The organism is Cupriavidus sp. CP313 (assembly GCF_054072015.1).
This window is the reverse complement of the sequence record NZ_JBSVZB010000022.1, coordinates 111,429-136,302: the sequence shown is the minus strand read 5'-3', so window position 1 is coordinate 136,302 and position 24,874 is coordinate 111,429. Positions and strand designations below refer to the sequence as shown.

The 24,874-nt window shown below is 66.1% G+C and carries 18 protein-coding genes and 1 tRNA gene; 13 read left to right on the top strand and 6 right to left on the bottom strand.

Features of this window, described 5'->3' with window-relative positions; genetic code table 11:
- Positions 1–71 precede the first annotated feature (71 nt).
- From serS to ACW4E8_RS26765, 7 genes are all read left to right on the top strand, one after another.
- Positions 72–1,376 (top strand): serine--tRNA ligase, encoded by a 1,305-nt coding sequence (serS, locus tag ACW4E8_RS26795; RefSeq protein ID WP_456807274.1) that lies wholly within the window; start codon positions 72–74, stop codon positions 1,374–1,376.
- 90 nt (positions 1,377–1,466) lie between these two features.
- Positions 1,467–1,556: transfer RNA gene (locus tag ACW4E8_RS26790), tRNA-Ser, on the top strand.
- 382 nt (positions 1,557–1,938) lie between these two features.
- Complete coding sequence (locus tag ACW4E8_RS26785) at positions 1,939–2,544, top strand: hypothetical protein (protein WP_456807273.1); 606 nt, start codon at positions 1,939–1,941, stop codon at positions 2,542–2,544.
- A gap of 35 nt (positions 2,545–2,579) precedes the next feature.
- Positions 2,580–3,539 (top strand): phosphatase PAP2 family protein, encoded by a 960-nt coding sequence (locus ACW4E8_RS26780; RefSeq protein ID WP_456807272.1) that lies wholly within the window; start codon positions 2,580–2,582, stop codon positions 3,537–3,539.
- A gap of 124 nt (positions 3,540–3,663) precedes the next feature.
- Positions 3,664–5,961: a spermine/spermidine synthase domain-containing protein gene (locus ACW4E8_RS26775; RefSeq protein ID WP_456807271.1), complete on the top strand. Its 2,298-nt coding sequence runs from the start codon at positions 3,664–3,666 to the stop codon at positions 5,959–5,961.
- A 336-nt stretch (positions 5,962–6,297) separates the two neighbouring features.
- The gene (locus ACW4E8_RS26770) at positions 6,298–7,227 is read left to right on the top strand and encodes a DUF1653 domain-containing protein (protein WP_456807270.1); all 930 of its coding nucleotides are present in this window, start codon (positions 6,298–6,300) and stop codon (positions 7,225–7,227) included.
- Positions 7,220–8,356: a phosphatase PAP2 family protein gene (locus ACW4E8_RS26765; protein ID WP_456807269.1), complete on the top strand. Its 1,137-nt coding sequence runs from the start codon at positions 7,220–7,222 to the stop codon at positions 8,354–8,356. Before ACW4E8_RS26770 ends, ACW4E8_RS26765 begins: the two co-directional genes overlap by 8 nt.
- On the opposite strand, the gene ACW4E8_RS26760 is transcribed toward ACW4E8_RS26765, so the two are convergent.
- A complete protein-coding gene (locus tag ACW4E8_RS26760; protein WP_456807268.1) occupies positions 8,238–9,557 on the bottom strand; it encodes a hemolysin family protein in 1,320 nt (439 codons plus the stop codon). The genes ACW4E8_RS26765 and ACW4E8_RS26760 overlap by 119 nt on opposite strands.
- Before the next feature lie 67 nt (positions 9,558–9,624).
- Positions 9,625–10,587, bottom strand: a complete 963-nt coding sequence (locus ACW4E8_RS26755) for a LysR family transcriptional regulator (protein ID WP_456807267.1) — start codon at positions 10,585–10,587, stop codon at positions 9,625–9,627.
- Positions 10,588–10,713: 126 nt separating this feature from the next.
- On the opposite strand from ACW4E8_RS26755, the gene ACW4E8_RS26750 reads away from it, so the two are divergent.
- The 4 genes from ACW4E8_RS26750 (at position 10,714) to ACW4E8_RS26735 (ending at position 14,816) form a co-directional block, all read left to right on the top strand.
- Positions 10,714–11,997, top strand: a complete 1,284-nt coding sequence (locus ACW4E8_RS26750; RefSeq protein WP_456807295.1) for a D-amino acid dehydrogenase — start codon at positions 10,714–10,716, stop codon at positions 11,995–11,997.
- Positions 11,998–12,101: 104 nt separating this feature from the next.
- On the top strand, positions 12,102–13,013 hold the full coding sequence (locus tag ACW4E8_RS26745) for a glutamate/aspartate ABC transporter substrate-binding protein (RefSeq protein WP_456807266.1): 912 nt from the start codon (positions 12,102–12,104) through the stop codon (positions 13,011–13,013).
- A gap of 200 nt (positions 13,014–13,213) precedes the next feature.
- Complete coding sequence (locus ACW4E8_RS26740) at positions 13,214–14,035, top strand: transporter substrate-binding domain-containing protein (RefSeq protein ID WP_456807265.1); 822 nt, start codon at positions 13,214–13,216, stop codon at positions 14,033–14,035.
- Between the two features lie 121 nt (positions 14,036–14,156).
- Positions 14,157–14,816, top strand: coding sequence for an amino acid ABC transporter permease (locus tag ACW4E8_RS26735; protein ID WP_456807264.1), 660 nt, complete (start codon positions 14,157–14,159; stop codon positions 14,814–14,816).
- 61 nt (positions 14,817–14,877) lie between these two features.
- Here ACW4E8_RS26735 and cphA (ACW4E8_RS26730) read toward each other — a convergent pair whose 3' ends face one another.
- Positions 14,878–17,448, bottom strand: coding sequence for a cyanophycin synthetase (cphA, locus tag ACW4E8_RS26730; RefSeq protein ID WP_456807263.1), 2,571 nt, complete (start codon positions 17,446–17,448; stop codon positions 14,878–14,880).
- 46 nt (positions 17,449–17,494) lie between these two features.
- Complete coding sequence (gene cphA, locus ACW4E8_RS26725; RefSeq protein ID WP_456807262.1) at positions 17,495–20,128, bottom strand: cyanophycin synthetase; 2,634 nt, start codon at positions 20,126–20,128, stop codon at positions 17,495–17,497.
- 240 nt (positions 20,129–20,368) lie between these two features.
- Here cphA (ACW4E8_RS26725) and ACW4E8_RS26720 point away from each other — a divergent pair, with 240 nt between their 5' ends.
- Both ACW4E8_RS26720 and ACW4E8_RS26715 read left to right on the top strand, forming a co-directional pair.
- Positions 20,369–22,666, top strand: a complete 2,298-nt coding sequence (locus tag ACW4E8_RS26720) for a cyanophycin metabolism-associated ABC transporter (protein ID WP_456807261.1) — start codon at positions 20,369–20,371, stop codon at positions 22,664–22,666.
- Positions 22,656–23,150, top strand: coding sequence for a cyanophycin metabolism-associated DUF1854 family protein (locus tag ACW4E8_RS26715; protein ID WP_456807260.1), 495 nt, complete (start codon positions 22,656–22,658; stop codon positions 23,148–23,150). Before ACW4E8_RS26720 ends, ACW4E8_RS26715 begins: the two co-directional genes overlap by 11 nt.
- A 64-nt stretch (positions 23,151–23,214) precedes the next feature.
- Here ACW4E8_RS26715 and ACW4E8_RS26710 read toward each other — a convergent pair whose 3' ends face one another.
- Both ACW4E8_RS26710 and ACW4E8_RS26705 read right to left on the bottom strand, forming a co-directional pair.
- Complete coding sequence (locus tag ACW4E8_RS26710) at positions 23,215–23,616, bottom strand: hypothetical protein (RefSeq protein WP_010812974.1); 402 nt, start codon at positions 23,614–23,616, stop codon at positions 23,215–23,217.
- Positions 23,617–23,680: 64 nt separating this feature from the next.
- Positions 23,681–24,694 (bottom strand): fimbrial protein, encoded by a 1,014-nt coding sequence (locus ACW4E8_RS26705; protein WP_456807259.1) that lies wholly within the window; start codon positions 24,692–24,694, stop codon positions 23,681–23,683.
- Between the last annotated feature and the right edge of the window lie 180 nt (positions 24,695–24,874).

Here is a 24,874-nt window from a genome sequence, read left to right as displayed (position 1 = left end):
CGGACGGGGCCGGTGCAGTAAAATGGCGGGTCCGCCGGCATGTCGCTGGCCCTGCACTTCACCCTAGCAACATGCTCGACATCCAGCTGTTCCGCAAAGACATCGACGCCGTGGCGCAACGCCTTGCCACGCGCGGCTACCAACTCGACGTTGCGGCGTTCCAGGCACTTGAGGCCGAACGCAAGCAACTGCAGACCCAGACCGAGGAACTGCAGGCCCGCCGCAACAGCCTGTCCAAGCAGATCGGCATGCTCAAGGGCAAGGGCGAGGACGCCTCGGCCGTGATGGCGGAAGTGGGCGGCATCGGCGACACGCTCAAGGCCTCGGCCGCGCGGCTGGACGAGATCCAGGCGCACCTGGCTGAGCTGATGCTGTCGATCCCTAACCTGCCGCATGAAAGCGTGCCGGTGGGCAATGACGAAACCCAGAACGTCGAAGTGCGCCGCGTGGGCGAGCCGCGCCAGTTTGACTTCGCCGTGCGCGACCACGTCGACGTGGGCGAGAAGCTGGGCCTGGACTTCGACACCGCGGTCAAGGTCACCGGTTCGCGCTTCTCGATGCTGCGCGGCGGCCTCGCGCGCATGAACCGCGCGCTGGTGCAGCTGATGCTCGACACCCATACGCAGGAACACGGCTACACCGAGATGTACGTGCCGTACATGGTCAACGCCGCCTCGATGCGCGGCACCGGCCAACTGCCCAAGTTCGAGGAAGACCTGTTCAAGGTGCCGCGCAAGGTCGGCAGCGAGGAAGGCGAGCGCATCGAGAACTTCTACCTGATCCCGACCGCCGAGGTGCCGCTGACCAATATCGTGCGCGACGCCATTGTCGCCGGCGAGAAGCTGCCGCTGCGCTATGTCGCGCATACGCCGTGCTTCCGCTCGGAAGCCGGCTCGTACGGCAAGGACACGCGCGGCATGATCCGCCAGCACCAGTTCGACAAGGTCGAGCTGGTGCAGGTGGTGCCGGCCGGGCAATCGTTCGATGCGCTGGACGAACTGACCGGCCACGCCGAGGCGATCCTGAAGAAGCTGGAACTGCCGTTCCGCACCATCGTGCTTTGCACCGGCGACATGGGCTTTGGCAGCACCAAGACCTATGACCTGGAAGTGTGGATCCCCGCGCAGAACACCTACCGCGAGATCAGTTCGTGCTCGAACATGGGCGACTTCCAGGCGCGCCGCATGCAGGCGCGCATGCGCACGGGACAGGGCAAGCCGGAGCTGGTGCACACCCTCAACGGCTCCGGCCTGGCCGTGGGCCGCACGCTGGTGGCGATCCTTGAGAACTACCAGAACGCAGACGGCTCGGTCACGGTGCCGGCCGCGCTGCAGCCGTACATGGGCGGCATCACCCGCCTGGAGCCGGAGCTGTAAAGCGAACCGAAAAAATCCGCTGCCAGCCTCTTGCATCGGCTGGCTGGACATGGCTATAATCTCGGTTTCGCCACACGGCAACAAGTTACCGGAGAGGTGGCAGAGTGGTCGAATGTACCTGACTCGAAATCAGGCGTACCGGCGACGGTACCGTGGGTTCGAATCCCACCCTCTCCGCCATAACAAGAAGCTGTCGGAATCGACCACCGGCAGGCAACAACAGTGTAGTAAAACTCAGACCGACGCCCACGACAGTGCGCGTCGGTTTTGTTTTTTCTGGCGCGCCCTCGCTCCGAGGGATGGCGCAAGCGCTGGCCGACGTACGCGATAGACTCCTGCATGGGGAGTCCATCCATGCCGCCGGCTGGCGATACGGGCCTAGTTTCGTGCAGCACGTGCGTCGACTCGCTGGCAACCAATTCGAATATGACTAGACGCCCAGCGGATAAACGTCCTTATTGCTAAATGCCCGAGCGATCAAGCCGTGCTGAAACGATAGGCTGATGACGGGCCCCCTCCTCCTGAGACTTGCCAGCCCTCCTACTTTTGGCGGATGCCTCCCGTGGCAGAACTGTCGCAAAATTTAGCGAAGCCTTACCCGGGGGGAGTCATGAGGCGTTTAAAAGTGGCGGTTCCAGCCACCACCTTGTTGCTGGGCGCGTGCGCCACGACTTCCTGTCAACGCAACGACTACAAGTCATATGTTGTCGGGCGGGAGGCAACAACGTCCACCGGCAGCGAGATGTTCTTCGACCAGAATGGGTGCGCCGTCGGGCAGCGATTCTGGACAGGACTGCTTAACTCGCCGGACGGCTGGAAGACAGCCCAAACCATGTCGGACGATTACTCTCGCAAAGAGCTCATCTGTTCGGGCGCTTCCGGGACGGCCATTGGGCCAATCCATCGCGAGTTCCGGCAGGGCTATGCTGCGCAAGCCTTTTACCAAAGCGTGAAATGTGACCTCGCACAGTCCAAGACCGTGCAGGCCCAGAACTTCTCCCAGGACATCCTCGCCGCGGACACAAGCAGATCAAGTACAAGGCCCTCCGCGAACGCTATGGGGTGGGTGTGGGGTCACAACGCCGAGATTGGAGCAGAGAAAGTGCAGGCAGGTCGGCTCGCCGAAGGTTGGCGAGTGGATGCACCATGCGTCCTCAAGCATGCCTAGGTTTGCCGTCGTACGGTTCCGGGGGGAGCTGCAAAATGACAATCGATACTAGGGTGTTTACCCGCAGCGACGCTATTCGATGGGCGATTGTGCTCGTAATTCTGGTGCTGGATTTTGTCTGGCTGATGGCCAGCGGGCGTTCGGTGACGCATAGCGGTCTAGTCTCGCGTTGCCTGGCGGTGGCCATGCTGGCGGCCATCTCCCTGGTGCTGAGTTTGATTGCGGGCCTGCCACGCATAACGACGACTTCGCGCGGATTGCACTACCGACGCCTGGCACTGGTAGCGCAGTGTGGCGCGTTGTTGGTCGCATTCACCAGTGTCACGTGCGTCTTGTCCTACTTGCTTGTCACGCTTGCCCCTCCATTGGTGGACGCCAGGCTGGCGGCATTGGATGCGATGCTAGGCTTTGATTGGCCGCGTGCCTATGCCTGGGTGCGGGCGCAGTCGACACTGAACTTCGTTTTGCAGCTGGCCTACGCCAGCGGTCTGCCTCAACTGGTGCTGGTGCCAATGCTAGTCGGATTGCTTGGGCGGGCTGCTTACTTGCGGGAGTTCCTTTCCAATCTGATGCTCTCATCCGTGCTGCTGCTGCTGATTGCGGCACCGTGGCCGGCCACGGGGGCCTTCGTTTTCTTCGGCGTGGCGAGTCCTGCAGAAATGGCCACCGTTTCACACTTCAGCGCGCTGCGTGAAGGATCGATGCGGGTGTTCGACCTCGCACAAATGCAGGGCCTGGTATCGCTTCCCTCCTATCACACGGCCATGGCGCTGTTCTTTGTGCAGGCGATGCGCTGGACGCGGGTGGGCGTGGTGATCATCGGCCTGCTTAACCTGTTGTTGATCGTGTCAACACCCACCGAGGGTGGCCACTTTCTTATCGATGTTGTGGCTGGCGTGGGATTGTGGGTGCTGACAGCAGGCGCGCTGCGCTTGCTTGCCGGCAGGGGTGCGCCAGCAAGGGCGGAACCAGCCGCAGCGCCTCAGCCGGTCTGAGCCGGCGCGCGCCGCATGCCCTTTTTGCATTGGCTGGCTGTGCGGCTGAGGAGGTGTGTTTCGGATGTGTTCGAACCACGAACGCACGACCGACAAGAATAATCGTCGGCTGGAGGGGGGAACCATGAAATCGAGAAACTTGATCGCAACCGCATTGCCGACGGCAACACGGGTTCAAGACGGCGGCAAAGCCCCGGCGGATGCCACTGCGCTACGTTGGAAGCATACCCTCTGCATCTTGTTTTTCTTTTCCGGATTTCCGGCTCTTATTTACCAGCTGATATGGCAACGCGCTCTGTTTCGGATTCTTGGTGTCAATATCGAGTCGGTGACTATCGTCGTCACCGCCTTCATGCTGGGGCTTGGGCTCGGCAGTCTCGCGGGCGGGTTGCTGTCGAAACGACGCGGCCTTGCCTTGCTTCCGCTGCTGGCAGCCATCGAGCTTCTCACTGGAGCCTTCGGCCTCGTGTCGCTTGATGTTTTCGACCGGGTTGGCACCCTTGCGCTGGGTCTGCCGTTAAGCGCGACAGCGGCAGTGGCGTTGGCGCTGGTGCTGGCGCCGACGCTGCTCATGGGCGCCACGCTGCCGGTCCTGGTCGGTCATCTGGCTCGACGCTCTGGTAACGTGGGCAGCTCCGTCGGCTTGCTCTACTACGTCAATACCTTGGGGGCTGGCGTCGCTTGCCTAATCTGTACGGCGTTGCTGTTCCCTTTTCTCGGCATGCAGGCTGCGGTGTACGTGGCGGTTGCCATCAATGCAGCGGTGGCGGTCGGGGCGTTGGTCGCGCACTGGCGCGACAGTGGTGGGGGCGATACGGGCGCGGCACAATCGCAGGTTCTACCGACCGCTACACCGGCCCTGCCCTTTGGCGCGGTGCTGGCCCTGGCTTGTGCTGGCGGGGCGATCTCGCTCTCATATGAGATCTTCTTCTTCCGCACGGTGTCTTATGCCTCCGGGAGCGGCGCCTCGGCTTTCGCGGCTACCTTGGGAGCATTTTTGATCGGCATCGCGTCGGGATCGCGCCAGGCGGGGGAGTGGTGCGGCGGGGCGCTCGAAGACGGCATGCGGCAGTTGGCAGGCTCGCTGTTCAAGGCCAATCTGGTGGGCTTGCTGTTTCTTCCACTGCTGGCGCATTTCCCCGTGCCCGGTGGCGCGCAGTTTGGCGTCTCGCTGCTGGTGGTGTTCGTGGTGGCCCGCAACTGGGGGGCGCTGCTACCTTGCCTGGCCCATTGGGGCGTGTCCCCTGATGGCCATGCCGGCATGCGCATTGCGCTACTCTATCTCGCCAACATAGTCGGCTCTGTCACGGGCAGCATCCTTACCGGGTTTGTCCTGATGGAGCATCTCGGACTGGTCAGCATTTCCATGGTGCTGGTGGGGGCTGGTGTCGCATGTTCCTTGTTGCTGCACGCATGGCTGCCTCTGCCACCGGTGGTGAAGCGCTGGCATGTCGGCTGGGCCGCCGCTATGGGCATGTTGACCGTAGCGGCGCTGCCTGCGCTTAGTAACGGCGTACTGGAAACGCTGTTATGGAAAGGTTCATCCGACGCCAAGGGGCCTTTCGCCCACGTGATCGAAAACCGCAGCGGCATCATCACAGTCGACCGGGAGGGTACTGTGTATGGCGGCGGTATGTATGACGGCCGTTTTAACGTCGATCTGCGGCATGACACAAATGGCATCTTTCGTCCCTATGCGCTGAACCTGTTCCACCGCCACCCGCGCGACGTGCTGATGATCGGACTTTCATCCGGTTCGTGGGCGCAGGTGATTGCCAACAATCCGGAGGTGCGATCGCTGACAATCGTGGAGATCAATCCCGGCTACGTTGAGTTGGTGGCGGGTTCGGCGGAAGTTGCATCTGTACTGAGCAACCCCAAGGTGACTCTCGTGATTGACGACGGACGCCGCTGGTTGCGCATGAACCGCGAACGGCGCTTTGACGCTATCGTCTCTAATACGACTTGGCATTTCAGGGCCAATGCCACCAATCTGCTGTCCGCCGAATTCCTTCAACTGGCCGATGCCCACTTGACGCCAGGGGGAGTCCTTTACTACAACACCACCGATTCGGAGCGGGTTCAGCGCACGGCTTGTCTGGCATTCCCCCACGGGGCGCGTTTCAGCAATCATATGGTTGTGTCGCGTGCACCGCTGGCCTGGGACTTCGAACACCTCCGCCGCACTCTGGAAGCCTATCGCATCGATGGCCGGCCGATCCTCGACGTGGGTCGCGGCCAAGACCGCCTCGTCGCAAATGCCTGGATGACCCAGTGGGAATCCTCGCTGCACGGTGATAGCTCTCATCGCGAGGATCCCATGGAAACCTGTCCGCGCATCCTGGCCCGCACCATTGGGCTGAGGCAGGTCACCGACGACAATATGGGTACCGAATGGCGTCACTTGATGCGTCTCGAGTGAGCGCTGCTTCGTCGGCTACAGCACGATCGGCCGATCCGAGGATGGCTGCGCCTGGCCGGCCCCGTCCTCTTTTCACGGGCGTGAGACAATCCGCGAATCGACAGTTGGATCTGCTGTGGGATTTCGATCCGATAAAGGTGCTGCTGGATTTCCTCGTCGACCGACTGGATATGGTCGTCGCTGCAATCGCAGTTCCTGGCCTCAAGACAGACGCGAGATCGGCCGACACCCACGACAGTGCGCGTCGGTTTTGTTTTTCCGAGGCCAGTTTTTCATGTGGCGGGCATGGGCTGCCGCACTGGCCTCCATACCGGACGCGCTGCCGGGTGCACTATCATGGCGATCCGCAACGCAGGATGCCGCACCATGACACAGCCACCCGCCAGCCAACCCCCAGCACCGGTCTTCCACGGCGATCTGGCCGAACTGCCGGCCGACCCCAACCTGGTCGCCGGCATGCCGTACCGGCACTACAAGGGCGGCGCCTACACGGCAGTCGGCATCGGCCGCTTCGAGGCCGATCTCGCGCCGGTGGTGGTCTATCGCGCGATGCGCGATCCCTCATTGCTGTGGGTGCGCCGCGCCGATGTGTTCAGCGAGCCGGTGGCCACGCCGCAGGGCGAGGTGCCGCGCTTTGCGCCCGCCTGGCCCGCGGCGCTGGCGTGCCTGGACTTCCTGCCGCGCCAGGCGGTGCTCGATGTGCTGGCGCTGCACGACACGCCTTACCGGCACTACCACGACCGCCGCCATATCCTGGAGATGTTCGAGACCGCCCACGCGCGCGGCATTGCGCTGGACCGCGCACAGGCGCTGGCGGTGCTGTGCCACGACGCGGTCTATGTGGCGGGGTCCGAGCACAACGAGGCGGCGTCGGCGGCGCTGATCGAAACGGTGGCGCCCGGCGAGGACCGCGCGGTGCTGGACCGTGCCGCGCAGATCGTGCTCGATACGCGCGGCCATGGCCCAAGCATTGCCGGCGCCGAAACCGTGCTCGATCTCGACCTGCTCAGGCTGGCCGCGGCGCCGGCAATGTTCGATGCCCATAGCCTGGACGTGTTCGCCGAGAACCGCGCCTTGCTGGCCGCGCGCACCGGTCTCCAGGGGGAGGCGCTGGAGACTGAATTCATGCGCCGCCGCGCGGCGTTCCTGGGCAAGCTGGCGCAGCGCCCGCAACTTTTCCTGACCGACGCATTTGCCGACTGCGAGGCGCCGGCTCGCGCCAATATCGCCCGCATCGTCGGCGCGGCGGGCGCGTCCCGTGATTGACGTGCCGGCACGCGCGAGCGCCTTCGCCGAGGCCTGGCTCACGCCGGGCACGGCGCTGGGGCTGCTTGCGCTGTTCACGCTGGTGACGGTGCTGCTGCTGAGCCTGGTGCCGCTGCTGGTGGCGCTGTTGCGGCCGGTGGTGCGCTGGCTGGACCGGTGGCGCGTGTGGGGCGCCGACGCGCTGTCCGCGCGCGTGGCTGCACAACCGCGGCGCAGGCGTGTAACAACGCTCACGCTGCGCGTGCTCGAGCGTGACATGGCCGAGCTGCTGGTGGTGCTGCTGGCCGGCGCCGTGCTGCTGGCCTGCGGCAGCGCGCTGTTCTGGCTGGCCGGCGAGGTCGCCGAAAGCGGGGGCGTGGTGCGCATCGACCAGATCGTGTTTGCATGGCTGCGTGCCCTGCGCACCGACTGGCTCGATATCGCGATGGTGGCCGTGACCGAACTGGGCGGCGCGCGCATTTCCGTGGCGGTGGGCGTGGCGGTGTTCGCGTGGCTGTGCTGGCGGCGCGCCTGGACGGTGGCGCTGTACTGGGCCGCCGCGCTGCTGGGTGCGCGCGCCTGCGTGATGGCGCTCAAGCTGGGCATGGCGCGCGTGCGCCCGGCCAGCATCTACAGCGGCCTGGAATCGTATTCCTTCCCTAGCGGCCACGCCACCAGCAGCATGGTCACCTATGGCTTCCTGGCCTTCCTGATGTGCCTGCGCCAGCCGTGGCGCGTGCGCATCCCGGTGCTGGCGCTGACCGTGGTGGCGGTGGCGGCGATCGGGGTATCGCGGCTGTACCTGGGCATGCACTGGCTGTCGGATGTCGCTGCAGGCTATGCGCTGGGGCTGGCATGGATCGCGCTGCTCGGCACGGCTTACCGCACGCTGCATGTGCCGGCGCCGAAGGAATCGGTGGCGCCATGGCGGCTGGGCGCGGTGGCGGCGGCAACGGTGGTGGTGGCGTTCAGCTATGTGGCGTGGTTCCGGCTGCCGGATACGCTGGAGCGCTACCGGCAGGCCGTCGCGCCTACGCCAGCGGCGCTGGCGCTTCAGCTTCCGGCGCTTGCGGCAGGCGCGACACCAGCAGCTGGTCGATCTTGTGATGGTCGATGTCCAGCACTTCGAAGCGAAAGCCCGCCACGGTGATCGACTCGGATTTCTTCGGGATGCGCTTGAGCGCGTAGATCACCAGCCCGGCCGCGGTGTCGACATAGTCTTCGCCGGGCAGGGTGTCGAGATCCAGCGCCTTCTTCAGGTCCACCAGTGGCGTGAGGCCGTCGACCAGCCAGGAGCTGTCGTCGCGCCGCACGATCTGCTCGTCCTCGCTGGAATACAGGATGTCTCCCATCAGCGCGCCGACGATATCGTCCAGCGTGACGATGCCCACCACCAGCCCGTACTCGTTCATCACCACGGCAAAGTTCTGGTGCATCTCGCGGAAGCGCGTGAGCGCCTCGGACAGGGTCAGCGTGTCGGGGATCACCAGCACGTTCTTGTCGTGGTGGCGGCCGATATTGCCGATCGCGGCGGCGCTTTCATCGGCCAGCAGCAGCTGCAGGATGTCCTTGGAATCGATATAGCCCTGCACGTCGTCGAGGTCGTGCCCGCACACCGGGTATTGCGCGTGCGGCTGGTTGACCAGCTTGCGGCGCACGCTGTCGGCGGGTTCGTCGAGACTCAGGTAGACCACGTCGTCGCGCGGCGTCATGATCGCGGTAATGCTCTTGAACTCGAGCTCGAACACGTTCTCGATCAGATGGAGCTCGTGCTTGTGCAGCACACCCGCCTCGGCGCCGGCATCGACCATCGCGGCGATGTCCTCGGTAGTGATCTGGTCGACCGGCTTGGTCGGCAGGCGCAGCAGCCGCAGCGTGGCATCGGCGGCGGCGTTGAAGATCCAGACCAGCGGCTTGAGCACGCGCAGCAGCGTCAGCATCGGGTCGATCACCGCCAGCGCGCACCGCTCGGGGAAGGTCATGGCGATGCGCTTGGGGATCAGGTCGGCAAACTGGATAAACAGCAGCGTCACGATCAGGAACGAGCCGATATTGGCGGTGCGCTGCGCATGGACCACCTGCATATAGGGCGACAGCGTTTCCAGCAGCAGGTCCGACACATGCTTCTCGCCGAGGATACCGGCCAGGATGGCCACGCTGTTGACGCCGATCTGCACGATCGTGAAGAAATTCCCGGGCTCTTCCTTGAGCCGCAGCACGCGCGTGGCGCGGCCATCGCCGCGCTCCGACAGGACTTGCAGCTTGGTGCGGCGGGCGGCAGTCAGCGCGATCTCGGAGACCGAGAAAAAGGCGCTGACAAGGACAAGGGCGATCAGGGTCAGGACGAACATAGGCGGTTTGGCGCATGCAGGTTGTGCCTGCAGGCGGCTTGATGATGGTGCACGGCGAGCGCGGCTGTCAATCGCGGCTCCGGGGCGCGGCGTCAAAGCTGGCGGCCGGGGCTTCCAGCCGCTGCGGCAGCGTTGCGGCCAGTTCCCCGGCGGCCAGCGCAAACTGCGCGCGCAGGTCGTCGGCCAGGCTGGAGCCGGCGCGGTGGCTGGCGCGCAGCATCTGGATCTCGAACGGCAGCACCGGCGCCACGTCATGCAGCGCGACCCGCTCCGGGCTGGCGCTGAGCGCGGTGTACTGGTCCAGCAGGGTCACGCCCAGCCCGGCATCGACCAGGGCCAGCGCCAGCGAATAGGTCTGCACCTCCAGCGTCGAGCGCGGCTCCAGCGCGTGCCGGGCCAGGGTCTGGCGCACCAGCAGCCCGAGCGAGCTGTTGTCGTCATAGCCGATGAAGGAGCGCTCCATCAGCCGCTGCATCGGCACCACCTGGCGGCGCCCGCCGGCAGGCAGCGGCTGGCCGCGCGGCACCGCCAGCAGCATGCGGCCGCTGGCCACCGGCTCGCTGGAGATGGCCTCGTGGCCCGGCGGCGCAAAGGCAAAGCCCAGGTCGATCTGGTTGGTCAGCAGCGCCCCGACGATCTCGTCGGTATGGTGGGTCAGCACCTGCACCTGCGTGTCCGGGTGGCGCGCGCAGAAGCGCCGCACCGCCGGCACCAGCAGCGGGTTGGCCAGGCTGGGGGTGGCGGCCACGCGCAGCCGCCCGGCGCCCTTGTGGCGCAGGCTTTCCGAGACCCGGCGCACGCGCTCGATCTCGCCATATAGCCTTTCGACATCGCCATAGAGCGCGTTGGCCTCGGGCGTGGCCTGCAGCCGGCCGCGCACCCGTTCGAAGAGGCGGAAGCCGAGCGAGGCCTCGGCATGCTGCAGCACGCGCGTGACCACCGGCTGGGACACGTGCAGCAGGCGCGCGGCCTCGCTGACGGTGCCGGTCAGCATCACGGCGCGGAAGACTTCGATCTGGCGCAAGCGCATGGCAATCCGGGAAGCGGGCAGGCATCCATAGCCTGATGACATATTCTGGCACGTATTCGCATTGGGCAATCCGCGCCGCCTGCACTACGCTTTGGCGGATCAGGGCGAAGCAATCAAAGGATGGCAATGCAGGTAGTGATCGTGGGCGCCGGCGTGGTCGGCATGACGACGGCATGGCGCCTGGCCGAGGACGGCCACCAGGTGACGGTGCTGGAGCGCCACGACGGGCCGGCCGAAGAGACCAGCTTTGCCAATGGCGGGCAGCTAAGCTACAGCTATGTGGCGCCGCTGGCCGGGCCGGGCGTGATGGCCAAGGTGCCGGGCTGGCTGCTGCGGCGCGATTCGCCGATGCGCTTCCGGCCCGCGGCCGACCCGGCGCAGTGGCGCTGGCTGGCAGCCTTCATGGGCGCCTGCAATGCCGCCACCAGTGAAGCCACCACGCGCAAGCTGCTGCGGCTGGGGTTCTACTCACGCGACCTGATGCAGGCTTTCGTGGCCCGGCACCAGCATGATGATGTGGGCGCCGGTTTCGATTTTGCGCGGCGCGGCAAACTGGTTGTGCACCGCGATGTGGCGGCGTTCGACGCGGCCTGCCGGCTGCTGGATTACCAGGCCAGCCTGGGTTGCGAGCAGCAGGCGCTGGATCGCGATGCCTGCGTGGCGCTGGAGCCCGCGCTGGCCGGCATCCACAACGAGATTGCCGGCGCCATCTACACGCCGAGCGAGGAAGTGGGCGACTGCCACCGCTTCTGCCTGTCGCTGGCACGGTTGCTGCAAGACGGGGCGCACGCCGGCGTGTCGATGCGCTTCGGCACCGTCGTGCAAGATCTGTTGCAGCAGGGCGGGCGCGTGACCGGCGTGCGTACCGCCAGCGGCGTGGTGCCGGCCGACGTGGTGATCGTGGCCGGCGGCATCGGCAGTGTGCCGCTGCTGCGCCCGCTGGGCGTGCGGCCGATGCTGTGGCCGCTCAAGGGCTACAGCATCACGGTGCCGCTGGCCAGCGGCGCGCGCGCGCCGCATATCAGCGTGACGGACTTTGCCAACAAGATCGTCTACGCGCGCATCGGCAATACCCTGCGGGTGGCGGGCATGGCCGACCTGGTGCGCGGCGGCACCCGCATCGACCCGGAGCGGGTCGGCACGCTGGTGTCCCAGACGCGCGAGCTGTTCGAGGGCATCGTGCCGGACCTGCCGCTGGCGCAGCTGCAGCCGTGGGCCGGCTTGCGCCCGGCCACGCCGGACAGCCTGCCGCTGGTAGGGCCGTCGCGGGTGTCCGGGCTGTGGCTGAACCTGGGCCACGGTGCGCTTGGCTTTACGCTGGCAATGGGCAGCGCCGGGCTGCTGGCGGACCGGCTGGCAGGGCGCCGTCCGGCTATCGAAGCCGAGGATTTTGATGCTGCGCGCGCATAGCGCCGCAGGCAAGTACTGATTCATGCCGTGTCCGTGCGTGCGCAAGACACGACGCCGTTCACGAAACATGCCTCATTGACCAAGCCCTACTACAAGGAGCGAACATGAAATCACTGCACCCCCACCGATCCGCCACCCGCCACGCGCTTGCGGCCGCCACGCTGCTGCTGGCCACCGGCGCCGCCCATGCCGCCGATGGCGACACGCTGAAGAAGATCAAGGACAGCGGCGTGATCTCGCTTGGCTATCGCGAATCGTCGATCCCGTTCTCGTACACCGACGGCAAGGAGGTCATGGGCTATTCGCACGAGATCCTGCTGCAGATCGTCGACAAGGTGAAGAGCGAACTCAAGCTGCCCAGCCTGCAGGTGCGCCTGACCCCGATCACCTCGCAGAACCGCATCCCGCTGGTGCAGAACGGCACCATCGACATCGAATGCGGCAGCACCACCAACAACCTGGAGCGCCAGAAGCAGGTGGCGTTCTCCAACAGCCTGTTCGTCTACGGCATCAAGATGCTGACCAGGAAGGATTCGGGCGTGAAGGAGTTCACCGACCTGAAGGACCGCAATGTGGTCACCACTGCCGGCACCACCGGCGAGCGCCTGCTGGTCAAGATGAACGGCGAGAAGGCCATGAACATGAACCTGATCAGCACCAAGGACCACGGCCAGTCCTTCCTGATCCTGGAAACCAACCGCGCCGCTGCCTTCGTCATGGACGAGCCGCTGCTGTACGGCGAGCGCACCAAGGCCAAGAGCGCGGGCGACTGGGTGGTGGTCGGCGCACCGCTGCAGACCGAGAACTACGCCTGCATGTTCCGCAAGGACGATCCCTCGTTCAAGAAGCTGGCCGACGGCGTGATCGCAGACCTGCAGACCAGCGGCCGTGCCGAGAAGCTGTACAACAAGTGGTTCATGGCGCCGATCCCGCCGCGCGGCATCAACATGAACTACCCGCTGTCGGCCGACATGAAGGCGCTGTTCGCGGCGCCCAACGACAAGGCCTACCAGTAAGGGCAGGGCGCCACCGCCGAGACGCGTCAGGTCCGGCGGTTATTTAGCCATAATGAATCAATATTTAGCGTTCGATAGTGTTTGCGGTAGTGTTGAGCCCGATATAGGCTCATAGCAGCACAACTGGCCGGCGGGCCTCACAAGCGGCCTCCGGCGCTGTCTGCCCCCCACACTGCTTATCCGCATCCACTGGAGAACATATGCGATCGATTCGTACTGGCTGGCTCAAGTCGCTGCTGGCTGCCTCGCTGCTTGCCGGCGCCGGGCTGGCGTCCACCGCGGCCCAGGCCGCCGACCTGCTCGATACTGTCAAGCAGGCCGGCGTGCTCAAGATCGGCCTGGAGGGCACGTATCCGCCGTTCGGCTTCCGCGGCGCGAAGAACGAGCTGGAAGGGTTTGACGTGGACGTGGCGCGTGCGGTGGCGGGCAAGCTGGGCGTGAAGCCGGAGTTCGTCACCACCGAGTGGAGCGGCATCATTGCCGGCCTGCAGGCGGGCAAGTTCGACGTGATCGTCAACCAGGTCAACGTCACGCCTCAGCGCCAGCAAGTGCTGGACTTCTCCACGCCCTACGTCTACTCGGATGCGCAGCTGATCCAGCGCAAGGACGACAACCGCCAGTTCAAGTCGCTGGAAGACCTGAAGGGCCACAAGCTCGGCGTCAGCCTGGGCAGCAATTTCAACGACCTGGCCAAGTCGGTGCCGGGCATCGACGTCAAGACCTATCCCGGCGCGCCTGAGTACCTGCGCGACCTGGCGGCACAGCGCGTCGACGCCGCGCTGAACGACCGGCTGATGGTCGCCTACCTGGTCAAGACCGCCAACCTGCCGCTGCGGCAGGGCGCAATCGTGCCGGGTGCCACCACGCAGGTGGCCATCCCGTTCCGCAAGGACAACCCCAAGTTCGCGCAGGCCATCAACCACGCGCTGGATGACCTGGGCAAGGACGGCACGCTTGGCAAGCTCTCGGTGAAGTGGTTCGGCACCGACGTGACCAGGCCCGCCGGTAAGCCAATCAAGTAAGCCAATCAAGTAAGCCAGTCAGGTAAGCCGGCCAGCAAGCCGGGCGGTATCATGTCGCGGCGCCGCGGCCTGCATGGCTGCCGCGCCGCTTTCTTTTTCATTCTTTTCCGCCGCCACGCCCATGTCCGCTCTCCAGCTTGTCACCGATTCCCTGCCAGTGCTGCTGCAGGGCACGCTGCTGACTATCAAGTTCGCGTTGTGGTCGATGGTGTTCGGGCTGATGCTGGGCACGGTGGTGGCGCTGATGGGCATCAGCCATAGCCGTGTGCTCAAGGCGGTGGCGCGCACCTACGTCAGCATCATGCGCGGCACGCCGCTGCTGGTGCAGATCTTTGTCGTCTACTACGGGCTGCCGGGCATCGGCATCGCGCTGGAGCCCACGCCCGCGGGCGTGCTGACGCTGAGCCTGAACGTCGGCGCCTACCTGTCCGAGAGCATGCGCGGGGCCATCCTGGGCGTGCCGCGCGGCCAATGGCTGGCAGCCTACAGCCTGGGCCTGACGCCGGCGCAGGCACTGCGCTACGTGATCGGCCCGCAGGCGCTGCGGCTGGCGGTGCCAAGCCTGTCCAACAGCCTGATCAGCCTGATCAAGGACACCTCGCTGGTATCGGTCATCACCGTGACCGAGCTGCTGCGCACGGCGCAGGAGGTGATCGCGGCCACCTACCAGCCGTTGCCGCTGTACCTGGCAGTGGCGGCGATCTACTGGGTGCTGAGCACGGGGCTGTCGGGCGTGCAGCATATGCTGGAGCGGCGCTTGTCGCTGCCCGGGCGCCACTGATCGGTGCCGCAAAGAAAAATGCCAGCTCCGCGGAGCTGGCATTTTTTTATCGCCGGGCCGGTCAGCCCTGCGCGATGCGGCTGGCAATATGCCCCAGCGCCTCTTCCACCTGGTCCACCAGGACCAGGCACAGGTCACCCGGCTGCAGGTGCGACAGCGCGGTATCGATGGCGAGGAACTCGCCACGGATCTCCTCGACCTGGCCGGCGCGTTGCGCGCCTTGCAGGCCTTCGCGCAGCAGCGACAGCACCTCGCCGTCGGCGCGGCCGCGCTGGCACTGGTCCTGGTACAGGATGACTTCATCGAACACGCCGCCCAGGATCTGGGTCTGGCGGCGGATGTCGTCGTCGCGGCGGTCGCCCGCGCCGCTGATCACCACCACGCGCCGCCTGGCGGGGATGGTTTCGACAGCGTTGCACAGCGCCAGGATGGCATCCGGGTTGTGGCCGTAGTCGGCGATCAGCGTGGCGCCGCGGTAGTCGAACACGTTGAAGCGTCCCGGGGCGGTCTGCGCGTCGTTGACGAAGGTGGCCAGGCCGCGGCGGATAATCGACCAGTCGATGCCCAGCGCCCACGCGGCCGCGATCGACGACATCGCGTTATCGACCTGGAAGCCGATGGTGCCGTTGCGCGTCAGCGGGATCTCGGCCACCGCGATGCGCACTTCAGTATCGCCTTCGGAAGCCACGATGTCGGCGCCGTCCACGAACACCACGCGCTTGCCCTGCGCGCGGTGCGTGGCCATGGCCGGCTGGTTGGGATCGTGGGCGAAGAAGGTGACGCTGCCAGGGCAGGCGTCGGCCATGCGCACCACCATCGGGTCGGCCGCGTTCAGGACCGCCATGCCGTGCGGCGCGACGTTCTGCACGATCACGCTCTTGAGCACCGCCAGGTCTTCCACCGAGTTGATGAAGGACAGGCCCAGGTGGTCGCCTTCGCCGACGTTGGTCACCACTGCCACGTCGCAGCGGTCGAAGGCCAGGCCTTCACGCAGCAGGCCGCCGCGCGCGGTTTCAAACACGGCGGCGTCCACGTCCGGGTGCAGCAGCACGTTGCGCGCGCTGCGCGGGCCGCTGCAGTCGCCGGTGTCGATGCGCTCGCCCTGGACATACACGCCGTCGGTGCCGGTCATGCCCATGCGCAGGCCGCTGGTGGCCATGATATGGGTGATCAGCCGGACCGTGGTGGTCTTGCCGTTGGTGCCGGACACGGCCACCACCGGGATGCGGCCATCGTCGCCATCGGAGAACATGGTCGAGACGATGGCTTCGCCGACCGCGCGGCCCTTGCCGTATGACGGCTGCAGGTGCATGCGCAGGCCCGGCGCGGCGTTGACTTCGACGATGCCGCCGGCCTGTTCCTCGAACGGCTTGAGCATGGTCTCGCACACGGCGTCGACGCCGGCGATGTCCAGGCCCACCATCTGCGCTGCCGCCACGGCGCGCGCGGCGATGTCCGGGTGGACGTCGTCGGTCACGTCGGTGGCGCTGCCGCCGGTGGACAGGTTGGCGTTGTTGCGCAACACCACCCGCGTGCCATTGGCCGGCACGGAATCGGCGGTCAGGTTCTGCTTGGCCAGCGTGGCCAGCGCGATGTCGTCAAAGCGGATCTTGGTCAGCGAGGTCGCATGGCCTTCGCCGCGGCGCGGGTCGCGGTTCACTTCCTCGACCAGCTGGCGCACGGTATGCACGCCGTCGCCGATGACCTGCGGCGGATCGCGGCGCGCGGCCGCCACCAGCTGCTTGCCGACCACCAGCAGGCGGAAGTCATGGCCCGGGATATAGCGCTCGACGATCACGTCCGAGCTGATGTCCGAGGCGACCTCATAGGCCGTCATCACTTCCTCGCGGGTGCGGATGCGCACCGCCACGCCCTTGCCCTGGTTGCCGTCGCGCGGCTTGACCACCACCGGGGCGTCGATTTCCTGCGCTGCGGCCCAGGCCTCTTCGGCGCTGCGCACCGAGCGGCCTAGCGGCACCGGCACGCCGGCGGCGTGCAGCAGGGTCTTGGTCAGATCCTTGTCCTGCGCGATCGATTCGGCCACGGCGCTGGTGCGGTCGGTCTCGGCGGCCTGGATGCGGCGCTGCTTGCTGCCCCAGCCAAACTGCACCATCGAGCCCTGCGTCAGGCGCCGGTAGGGGATGCCGCGCGCCACGGCGGCGTAGACGATGGAGCCGGTGCTGGGCCCCAGGCGCACGTCCTCGTCCAGCTCGCGCAGGCGGTGCAGCGCGTCGATAAGATCGAACGGGGTGTCATTGCGCGCGGCACGGCACAGGGCTTCGGCCAGCTCGAACGCAAGCCGGCCGACTTCTTCCTCGCTGTATTGCACGATCACCTGGTAGGTGCCGGGCTCGACCGTCTGCGCGGTGCGGCTGAAGGTGACCGGGCAGCCGGCGGCGGCCTGCAGGCGCAGCGCCGTCACTTCCAGCACGTGGGCCAGCGACAGCTCACCCGATTCCTCGTCCGGGCGCAGCGGCCCGATCTCAGGGAAACGGGCGCGCAGCCGGTCTTCAAAACCGGGCAGCGCCGACAGCATGTTGGTGGCATCCTGGCAGGCCACGATCGCCTCGATGGCGGTGTGGCGGCACCACAGGTTCGGGCCCCGCAGGGCCCGGATACGTGAGACTTCCATAGAACGGTTTCCGTGTCTTCTATGCGCGGTTGAGCTTGGGGCCGCGTCAGGCGCGGCGCGCAGGCTGGCCCATCCAGTGGTGCACCAGGTCGACGGTGGCGCCGGTGGCGGCCTCGTCGCACTGCAATACCAGCAGGTCGCCCGGCACCAACTGGGCGAGCGCGGTTTCAATGGCGCTGGCGCGTGTGCCTTCGTCGATGATCTTGGTCACGCGCCGGCCTTCATACAGGCCCTGCTTGAGCAGCGCGCGCGCCTCCGCATCGGGCAGGGCGCGCTTGACGCTGCGGTCCTCGCACAGGAAGACGCGGTCGAAATGCTGGCCCAGCGCCTTGCCCTGGCGCACCAGGTCTTCATCGCGGCGCTGCACGCCGGCCCCATAGACCACCATGCGGCGCTCGGCCGGGAAGCGGTCCAGCGCGGTTGCCAGGGCTTCCAGCGCGGGCGCGTTGTGGGCGTCGTCGACCACCACGGTGGCGCCGTTGCGCTCGAACAGCGTGAAGCGGCCCGGCACGTCGACCTGGCCGACATCGAAGGTCACCACGCCGGCGCGGATCAGGTCGTTGGAAATGCCCAGCGCCCAGCCCGCGGCCACGGCCGCCAGCACGTTTTCGACCTGGAACGCGACGCGCCCGGCATAGGTCAGCGGCACCGCGGCCACGTCCACCAGCGCGGTTTCGCTGGTGCCGGTGGCCAGCACGATCTTGCCCTCGCGCAGGTACACCGCGCGCTTGCCGGCGGCACGGTGCGACACGATCGCGGGCAGCTCCGGCGTCAGGCCGAAGAAGATCACGTCGCCGTCGCACAGCCCGGCCATCTCCACCAGGCGTTCGTCGCGCGCGTTGAGCACGGCCGCGCCGGTCTCCAGCACCACGTCGACCTGCGTGCGCAGCACGTTGTACATGCGGTCCTCGTCCTCGACGTAGTAGTCGCCGAGGTGGTCGGGCTGGTCGAAATTGGTGACCACGCCGACCTGGCAGCGGTCATAGACCAGGCCTTCGGAGAGGATGCTGCCGCTGTCGTTCTCGAACACGGCGGCCTCGACCGCGCGGTTCATCAGGATGCGATGGCCCGATTCCCAGTTGGCGCGATCGCCGCTTTCCACCTGGCGGCGGTCCAGGAACAGCCCGTCGCTGCAGGCCAGGCCGGTATGCTTGCCCGACAGCTGCAGCAGGCGCGCCACCAGGCGCGCCACCACGGTCTTGCCGTTGGTGCCGGTCACGCCCACCACCGGGATGCGGCCCTGGTCGTCATCGGACTCAGGGAACAGGTGGTTGACGATGGCGCGGCCCACCGGGCGCGGCGTGCCTTCGGCCGGCTTGATATGCATCAGCAGGCCAGGGCCGGCGTTGACTTCGACGATGGCGCCGCGTTGCTCGGCCAGCGGGCGCGAGATGTCCTCGGCCACCAGGTCCACGCCGGCGATGTCCAGCCCGACCACGCGCGCGGCCAGCGCCGCATGCGCGGCGACGCTCGGGTGCACGCGGTCGGTGACGTCGAAGGCGACATTGCCGTTGCGCTGGATCAGCACGGCGCGGCCTTCGGGCGGGACCGTGCTGGCGTCCATGCCCTGGCGCTTCAGTTCCAGGCGCGCGGCCGAGTCCAGCCGCACACGGTTCAGCGGATGGTCCTCGGTGGTGCCGCGGCGCGGATCGGAATTGATCTGCAGCTCGATCAGCTCGTCGATGGTGGACTTGCCGTCGCCGACCACGCTGGCGGTTTCGCCCATGGCGGCGGCCACCAGGCGGCCGCCCACCACCAGCAGGCGGTGCTCGTTGCCGGGGATAAAGCGCTCGACGATGACGCCGTTGCCTTCGTCGATGGCCACGCCGTAGGCGGTCTCGACTTCCTCGCGGGTCATCAGGTTGGTGAACACGCCGCGGCCGTGGTTGCCGTCATAGGGCTTGACCACCACCGGCACGCCGATGTCCTCGGCGGCGTCCCAGGCGTCTGCCGGGGAATCGACCATGCGGCCCTCAGGGACCGGCACGCCGCAGGATTCCAGCAGGCTCTTGGTCAGGTCCTTGTCGCGCGAGATGCTCTCGCCGATGGCGCTGGTGCGGTCGGTCTCGGCGGTCCAGATGCGGCGCTGGCGCGCGCCGTAGCCCAGCTGCACCAGGTTGCCGTCCGACAGGCGGAGCGCCGGGATGTCGCGGTCGTCCGCGGCATCGACGATGCAGGCGGTGCTGGGGCCCAGGCAATGCTCGTCCACCAGGCGGCGCAGGTTGTCCACGGCGGCGGGGACGTCGAAGGGACGGTCCTCGATCGCGGCCATGACCAGGTCGCGGGCAGCGAACAGGGCGACGCGGGTGACTTCCTCGTGCCAGGCGCGCACGATCACCTTGTAGACGCCGCGCACCGGGGTCTCGCGCGCCTTGCCGAAGCCGCCCGGCATGCCTGCCAGGTTCTGCAGCTCAAGCGTCACGTGTTCCAGGATATGGCCGGGCCAGGTGCCTTCCTTCAGGCGCTGCAGGAAGCCGCCGCGCTCGCCGATACTGCAGCGATGCTCGATCAGCGACGGCAGCCAGGCCGACAGGCGCTCGTAGAACCCCGGAATCGTGTTGGAGGGAAAGTCCTCCAGTTCCCCGATATCGACCCATGCCTCCAGGACGGGCCGATATGTCCACATATTCGGGCCGCGCAGCGACATGACATCGAAAATCTCAATGTCCTTCTTTTTCATTGAATTAGCTTGAGGCAGTGGGCGGAACCGCCCGAGAAATGGAAGCCTAACCTTTCAGTAACGTTACAGCACAGAGCGGGTTGACTTTCTTCGTGTAAAAGTGATTGTGCAGTGCATCAGGAGTACCCGCGCGTTCGTCGTTATGTATACTGCGGGCGAATTCGCGGGCCGCCAGAGCGTGCCCGGCCTAAATTTGTTTCAAGTTATGTCCGTACCCCCTGGACGCACGCCGCGCCATCCATGACCCAGTCCTCCCTGCCTGTCCCTACCGCCCCTGCTGCCGACGAGCCCTGGCGGGCTGAATCCGGATCGTGGCTCCGACCCGGCGAGACCGTCCTGGCCGGACTGGCTCTGGACCTCGACGCGAAGCTGCATTTTACCCAAGGGTGGCTGGTTGTGACCGACCAGCGCATCGTTGCCCGGGCTCCCGGTGAAAAAAATGTGCGGGAATGGAACATCGGGCCCACCCTGCGCCTGTCGCACACCGACCATGCGGGGGTGGGCGCGCTGGAACTGAGCGGTCCGGAGGGCCGGCTGGCCAGCTGGCGATATACGCTTGGTTACAATCCGGCCGCGCTGCGGCTGGCCGACCAGTTCGAAGCCCAGCGCGATGCCGCCGGCGCGCGCCCGGCCGGCGAGGCGGGCGAAGTGCTGTGCCCGACCTGCAAGGCGCCGCTGCCGCCGGACGAGGAACAGTGCCCCCAATGCAGCCGGGAGCTGGAAACCCCGCCGTCGACCTGGGCGCTGCTGCGCCTGTGGCGCTTTGCCCGGCCGTACCAGTGGCAGCTGCTGGCGGGCTTCCTGCTGACAGTGCTGTCCACCGCGGCCACGCTGGTGCCACCGTACCTGACCATGCCGCTGATGGACAAGGTGCTGATCCCGTTCCAGAACGGCGTGCCGATCGACTACGGGCTGGTGCGCCTGTACCTGGCGGGATTGGTGGGCGCGGCGCTGGTGGCCTGGTCGCTGGGTTGGGCGCGCACCTACCTGCTGGCGCGCGTATCGGAGCGCATCGGCGCCGATCTGCGTACTAATACATATGAACATCTGCTAAAGCTGTCGCTCGAATATTTCGGCGGCAAGCGTACCGGCGACCTGATGGCGCGCATCGGCTCGGAAAGCGACCGCATCTGCGTCTTCCTGTCGCTGCACCTGCTGGACTTTGCCACCGACGTGCTGATGATCGTCATGACGGCGGTGATCCTGGTGTCGATCAACCCGTGGCTGGCATTGGTCACACTGGTGCCGTTGCCCTTTATCGCCTGGATGATCCACCTGGTGCGCGACCGCCTGCGCCACGGCTTCGAGAAGATCGACCGGATCTGGTCCGAGATCACCAATGTGCTGGCCGATACGATCCCCGGCATTCGCGTGGTCAAGGCCTTTGCCCAGGAAAAGCGTGAGGTGTCGCGCTTCCGCGAGGCCAACAAGCACAACCTGGCGATCAACGACCGCGTCAACGCGGTATGGTCGCTGTTCACGCCGACGGTCACCCTGCTGACCGAGATCGGCCTGCTGATCGTGTGGGTGTTCGGCATCTGGCAGGTGTCGCACAGCGCCATCACGGTGGGTGTGCTGGTGGCGTTCCTGACCTATATCAGCCGCTTCTATACCCGGCTGGATTCGATGAGCCGGATCGTCTCGGTGACGCAGAAGGCCGCGGCCGGCGCCAAGCGCATCTTCGACATTCTCGACCATGTGTCGAGCGTGCCGGAGCCGGTTCGCCCGGTGAAGCTGGACAAGGTCGAAGGCGCCATCGACATGAGCGACCTGGGCTTCCGCTACGGCAACCGCGCGGTGATCCGCGGGCTGAACCTGTCGATCGAGCCGGGCGAGATGATTGGCCTGGTGGGACACAGTGGCTCGGGCAAGAGCACGCTGGTCAACCTGATCTGCCGCTTCTACGATGTTTCCGAGGGCGCGATCCGCGTCGACGGCGTCGATATCCGCTCGCTGCCGGTGTCGGAGTACCGCCGCCATATCGGCCTGGTGCTGCAGGAGCCGTTCCTGTTCTTCGGCACGATTGCCGACAACATTGCCTACGGCAAGCCCGACGCCACGCGCGAAGAGATCATCGCCGCCGCGCGCGCCGCGCATGCGCACGAGTTCATCCTGCGCCTGCCGCACGGCTATGACTCGCTGGTCGGTGAACGTGGCCAGGCGCTGTCGGGCGGCGAGCGCCAGCGCATCTCGATCGCGCGCGCGCTGCTGATCAACCCGCGTATCCTGATCATGGACGAGGCCACCTCGTCGGTCGACACCGCCACTGAGAAGGAAATCCAGAAGGCGCTCGACAACCTGGTGCAGGGCCGTACCACCATCGCCATTGCGCACCGCCTGTCGACGCTGCGCAAGGCCGACCGGCTGGTGGTGATGGACCGCGGCCAGATCGTCGAAGTCGGCAGCCACGATGAGCTGCTGTTGCGCGAAGGCGCGTACTACAAGCTGTACCAGGCGCAGGCGCGCAATGTCGACACCGAGGACGGTGACGGCGAAGACGAAGCGGTCGAAACGCCGGAGGCCGCCAATGCCCAATGACATCCCCGCCACCACGCCGACGCCCATGTTTACGCTAGATCGCAATCGTTTTGGCCGCCTGGTCCTGATCGCCGAGGACGGCACCGTCCACGAAGGCGTGGTGCCGGTGCGCGCCTTCCCGATTTCCGCACCGCAGGGCGGCATCGGCCTGATGAGCACCGACGGGCATGAAGTGGTGTGGATTCCGCGGCTGGAGGATCTGCCGGCGGCCGAGCGCGGCATGATCGAAGAAGAACTCGCCTCGCGCGAGTTCATGCCGGAGATCCAGCGTATCGTCAGCGTGTCGACCTACGCCACGCCCAGCGTGTGGACTGTGCAGACCGATCGCGGCCAGACCGAGCTGGTGCTGCGCGGCGAAGAGGCGATCCGGCGCCTGGCCGGCAGCACGCTGCTGATATCGGACACGCACGGCATCCACTATCTGATCCGCGACCTGATGGCGCTGGACAAGCACAGCCGCAAGATCCTCGACCGCTTCCTCTGAGGCGTCCCTGGCGACGCTGAAACCCGGGCCGGAGCTCTGCCGGCCGGGTTCCTGATCCGTGTTCCTAGTGCAGCATCTCGGACGCGTCGTCTTCGTCGTCCCAGTCATCGTGCATGACCGGCACGTCAGGCGCCATGTCGAACACCATCGAGTGGTAGCGCACGCTGAACCACTCGCGGAACATCTGCAGCGACAGTTCCTCGGGCCACATCGAGTCGTCGAACCACTCGCCCAGCATGAATTCAAAGAATTCCTGCCAGCGCTTCTCGACCCAGCGCAAGGCATTGTCGTGCGTATCGGCAAGTTCTTCTGGCAGCAGGAACACGCTCTGGTCCTCGCGCACCTGCTCTAGCGTGAGGCCGGCCACCGGCTGGGGATCGACCGCCTGGATCCAGTCCAGGAACGGCTGTTCCGGGACCAGGGCGACCATGGAACGGTTGATGGTGAAGCGGGGATGGTCAGACATGGCGAAAGCCTTCAAGGACTGCAACCGCCTATTGTAGTCCTTCGCCGCGCGGCTTCCCTGCGCGCTACTGATAATCCATGGTAAAGACCATCGCGCTCGACACCGTCCCCGGGGAGGGCGTGCCGCCCAGGCCGACGTAGCGTGCGCCGAAGCGGTACGTGGCGGGGACGTTGGGCGCGATGTTGCGCATCGCATTGCGCACCTGCAGGGGTACGGGCGCGGTGCCGCTCGCATTGACGATCTGCACGCCTGCGCCGCTGGCCATGCCGCCCGTCCCGGCATTGCCAATGCCAAGGATGCCATTCGCGGCCGAGGCTACCGGCGTGCCTATGGCCCCGTCCAGTGTCATGCCAACAATCGCCGCGCCACTGCAGGTCAGTTGGATGGCGAAGGGCGTATTGCCGCCCGCACCCTGGTTTGCGAGCGTGCCGGCGCTGATGACAGGCAGGTTGACCACGGGGGGGTAGTTGGTGTTGCAGGCAATTTCCCGCGGGGTCACGTTGCCGCTGAAGCCGATGTAGTTGCTGACGCCACCCAGTCCCCCTGCCGTGCTGCCCTTGTAGACGCCGAAGCCGAACCGGGTCTGGGTGGGATCAAGATTGCCTGAGGTGATCGGCCCGGTCTTCACGAATTCCACCGATACCGACACCGAATAGTTCAGACTGGCGTCCAGGTTGCCAAGGTTTGCGCTGCGGGTATCGCAGTTCACGCCGGCTGCGTTGGTCATGGGCTGACCCGATGCATTGCGCAGCCGGATGCCGATGCCGGCGACACCGGTGGAGTAGACGCCGGGCATGACTTCAGTGCCGCTGCCGTAGTAGCAGGAGATGATGGGAGCGCCGGCCACCACGTACGGCGGCACGTTGGCACAGGTGCCGCTGAACGAGTAGTAATGCACCGTTCCGGGAATGGTGCTGCCAACGGCAAGGTTGGCGGCGACTGCCATGTTGCTGAGTGCCTGCAGATATGGCATCGCCGGCGTGGAACTGCAGGCCGCATGAGCGAAATGCGGGGCCGCAAGGCATGCAAGCACCACCAGCCAGTGGCGCAGGGTGCTGATTAGTTGTTTTCCGTTCATAGCAGGGCTCGACGTGATGGCATGCGCGGCGTGCACAAACGGCCAGGTTGTGGGCCGGCCCTCCGGCTTTCCGGCATGCCGGTTGAAGTTACGCTACTACGATAGGTTTGGCGCATTCCTGCGGCAATAAGGCTTGCCTTAAACCTGGGTCAGAGATTTCACGCCACCGGAACGGAAGAA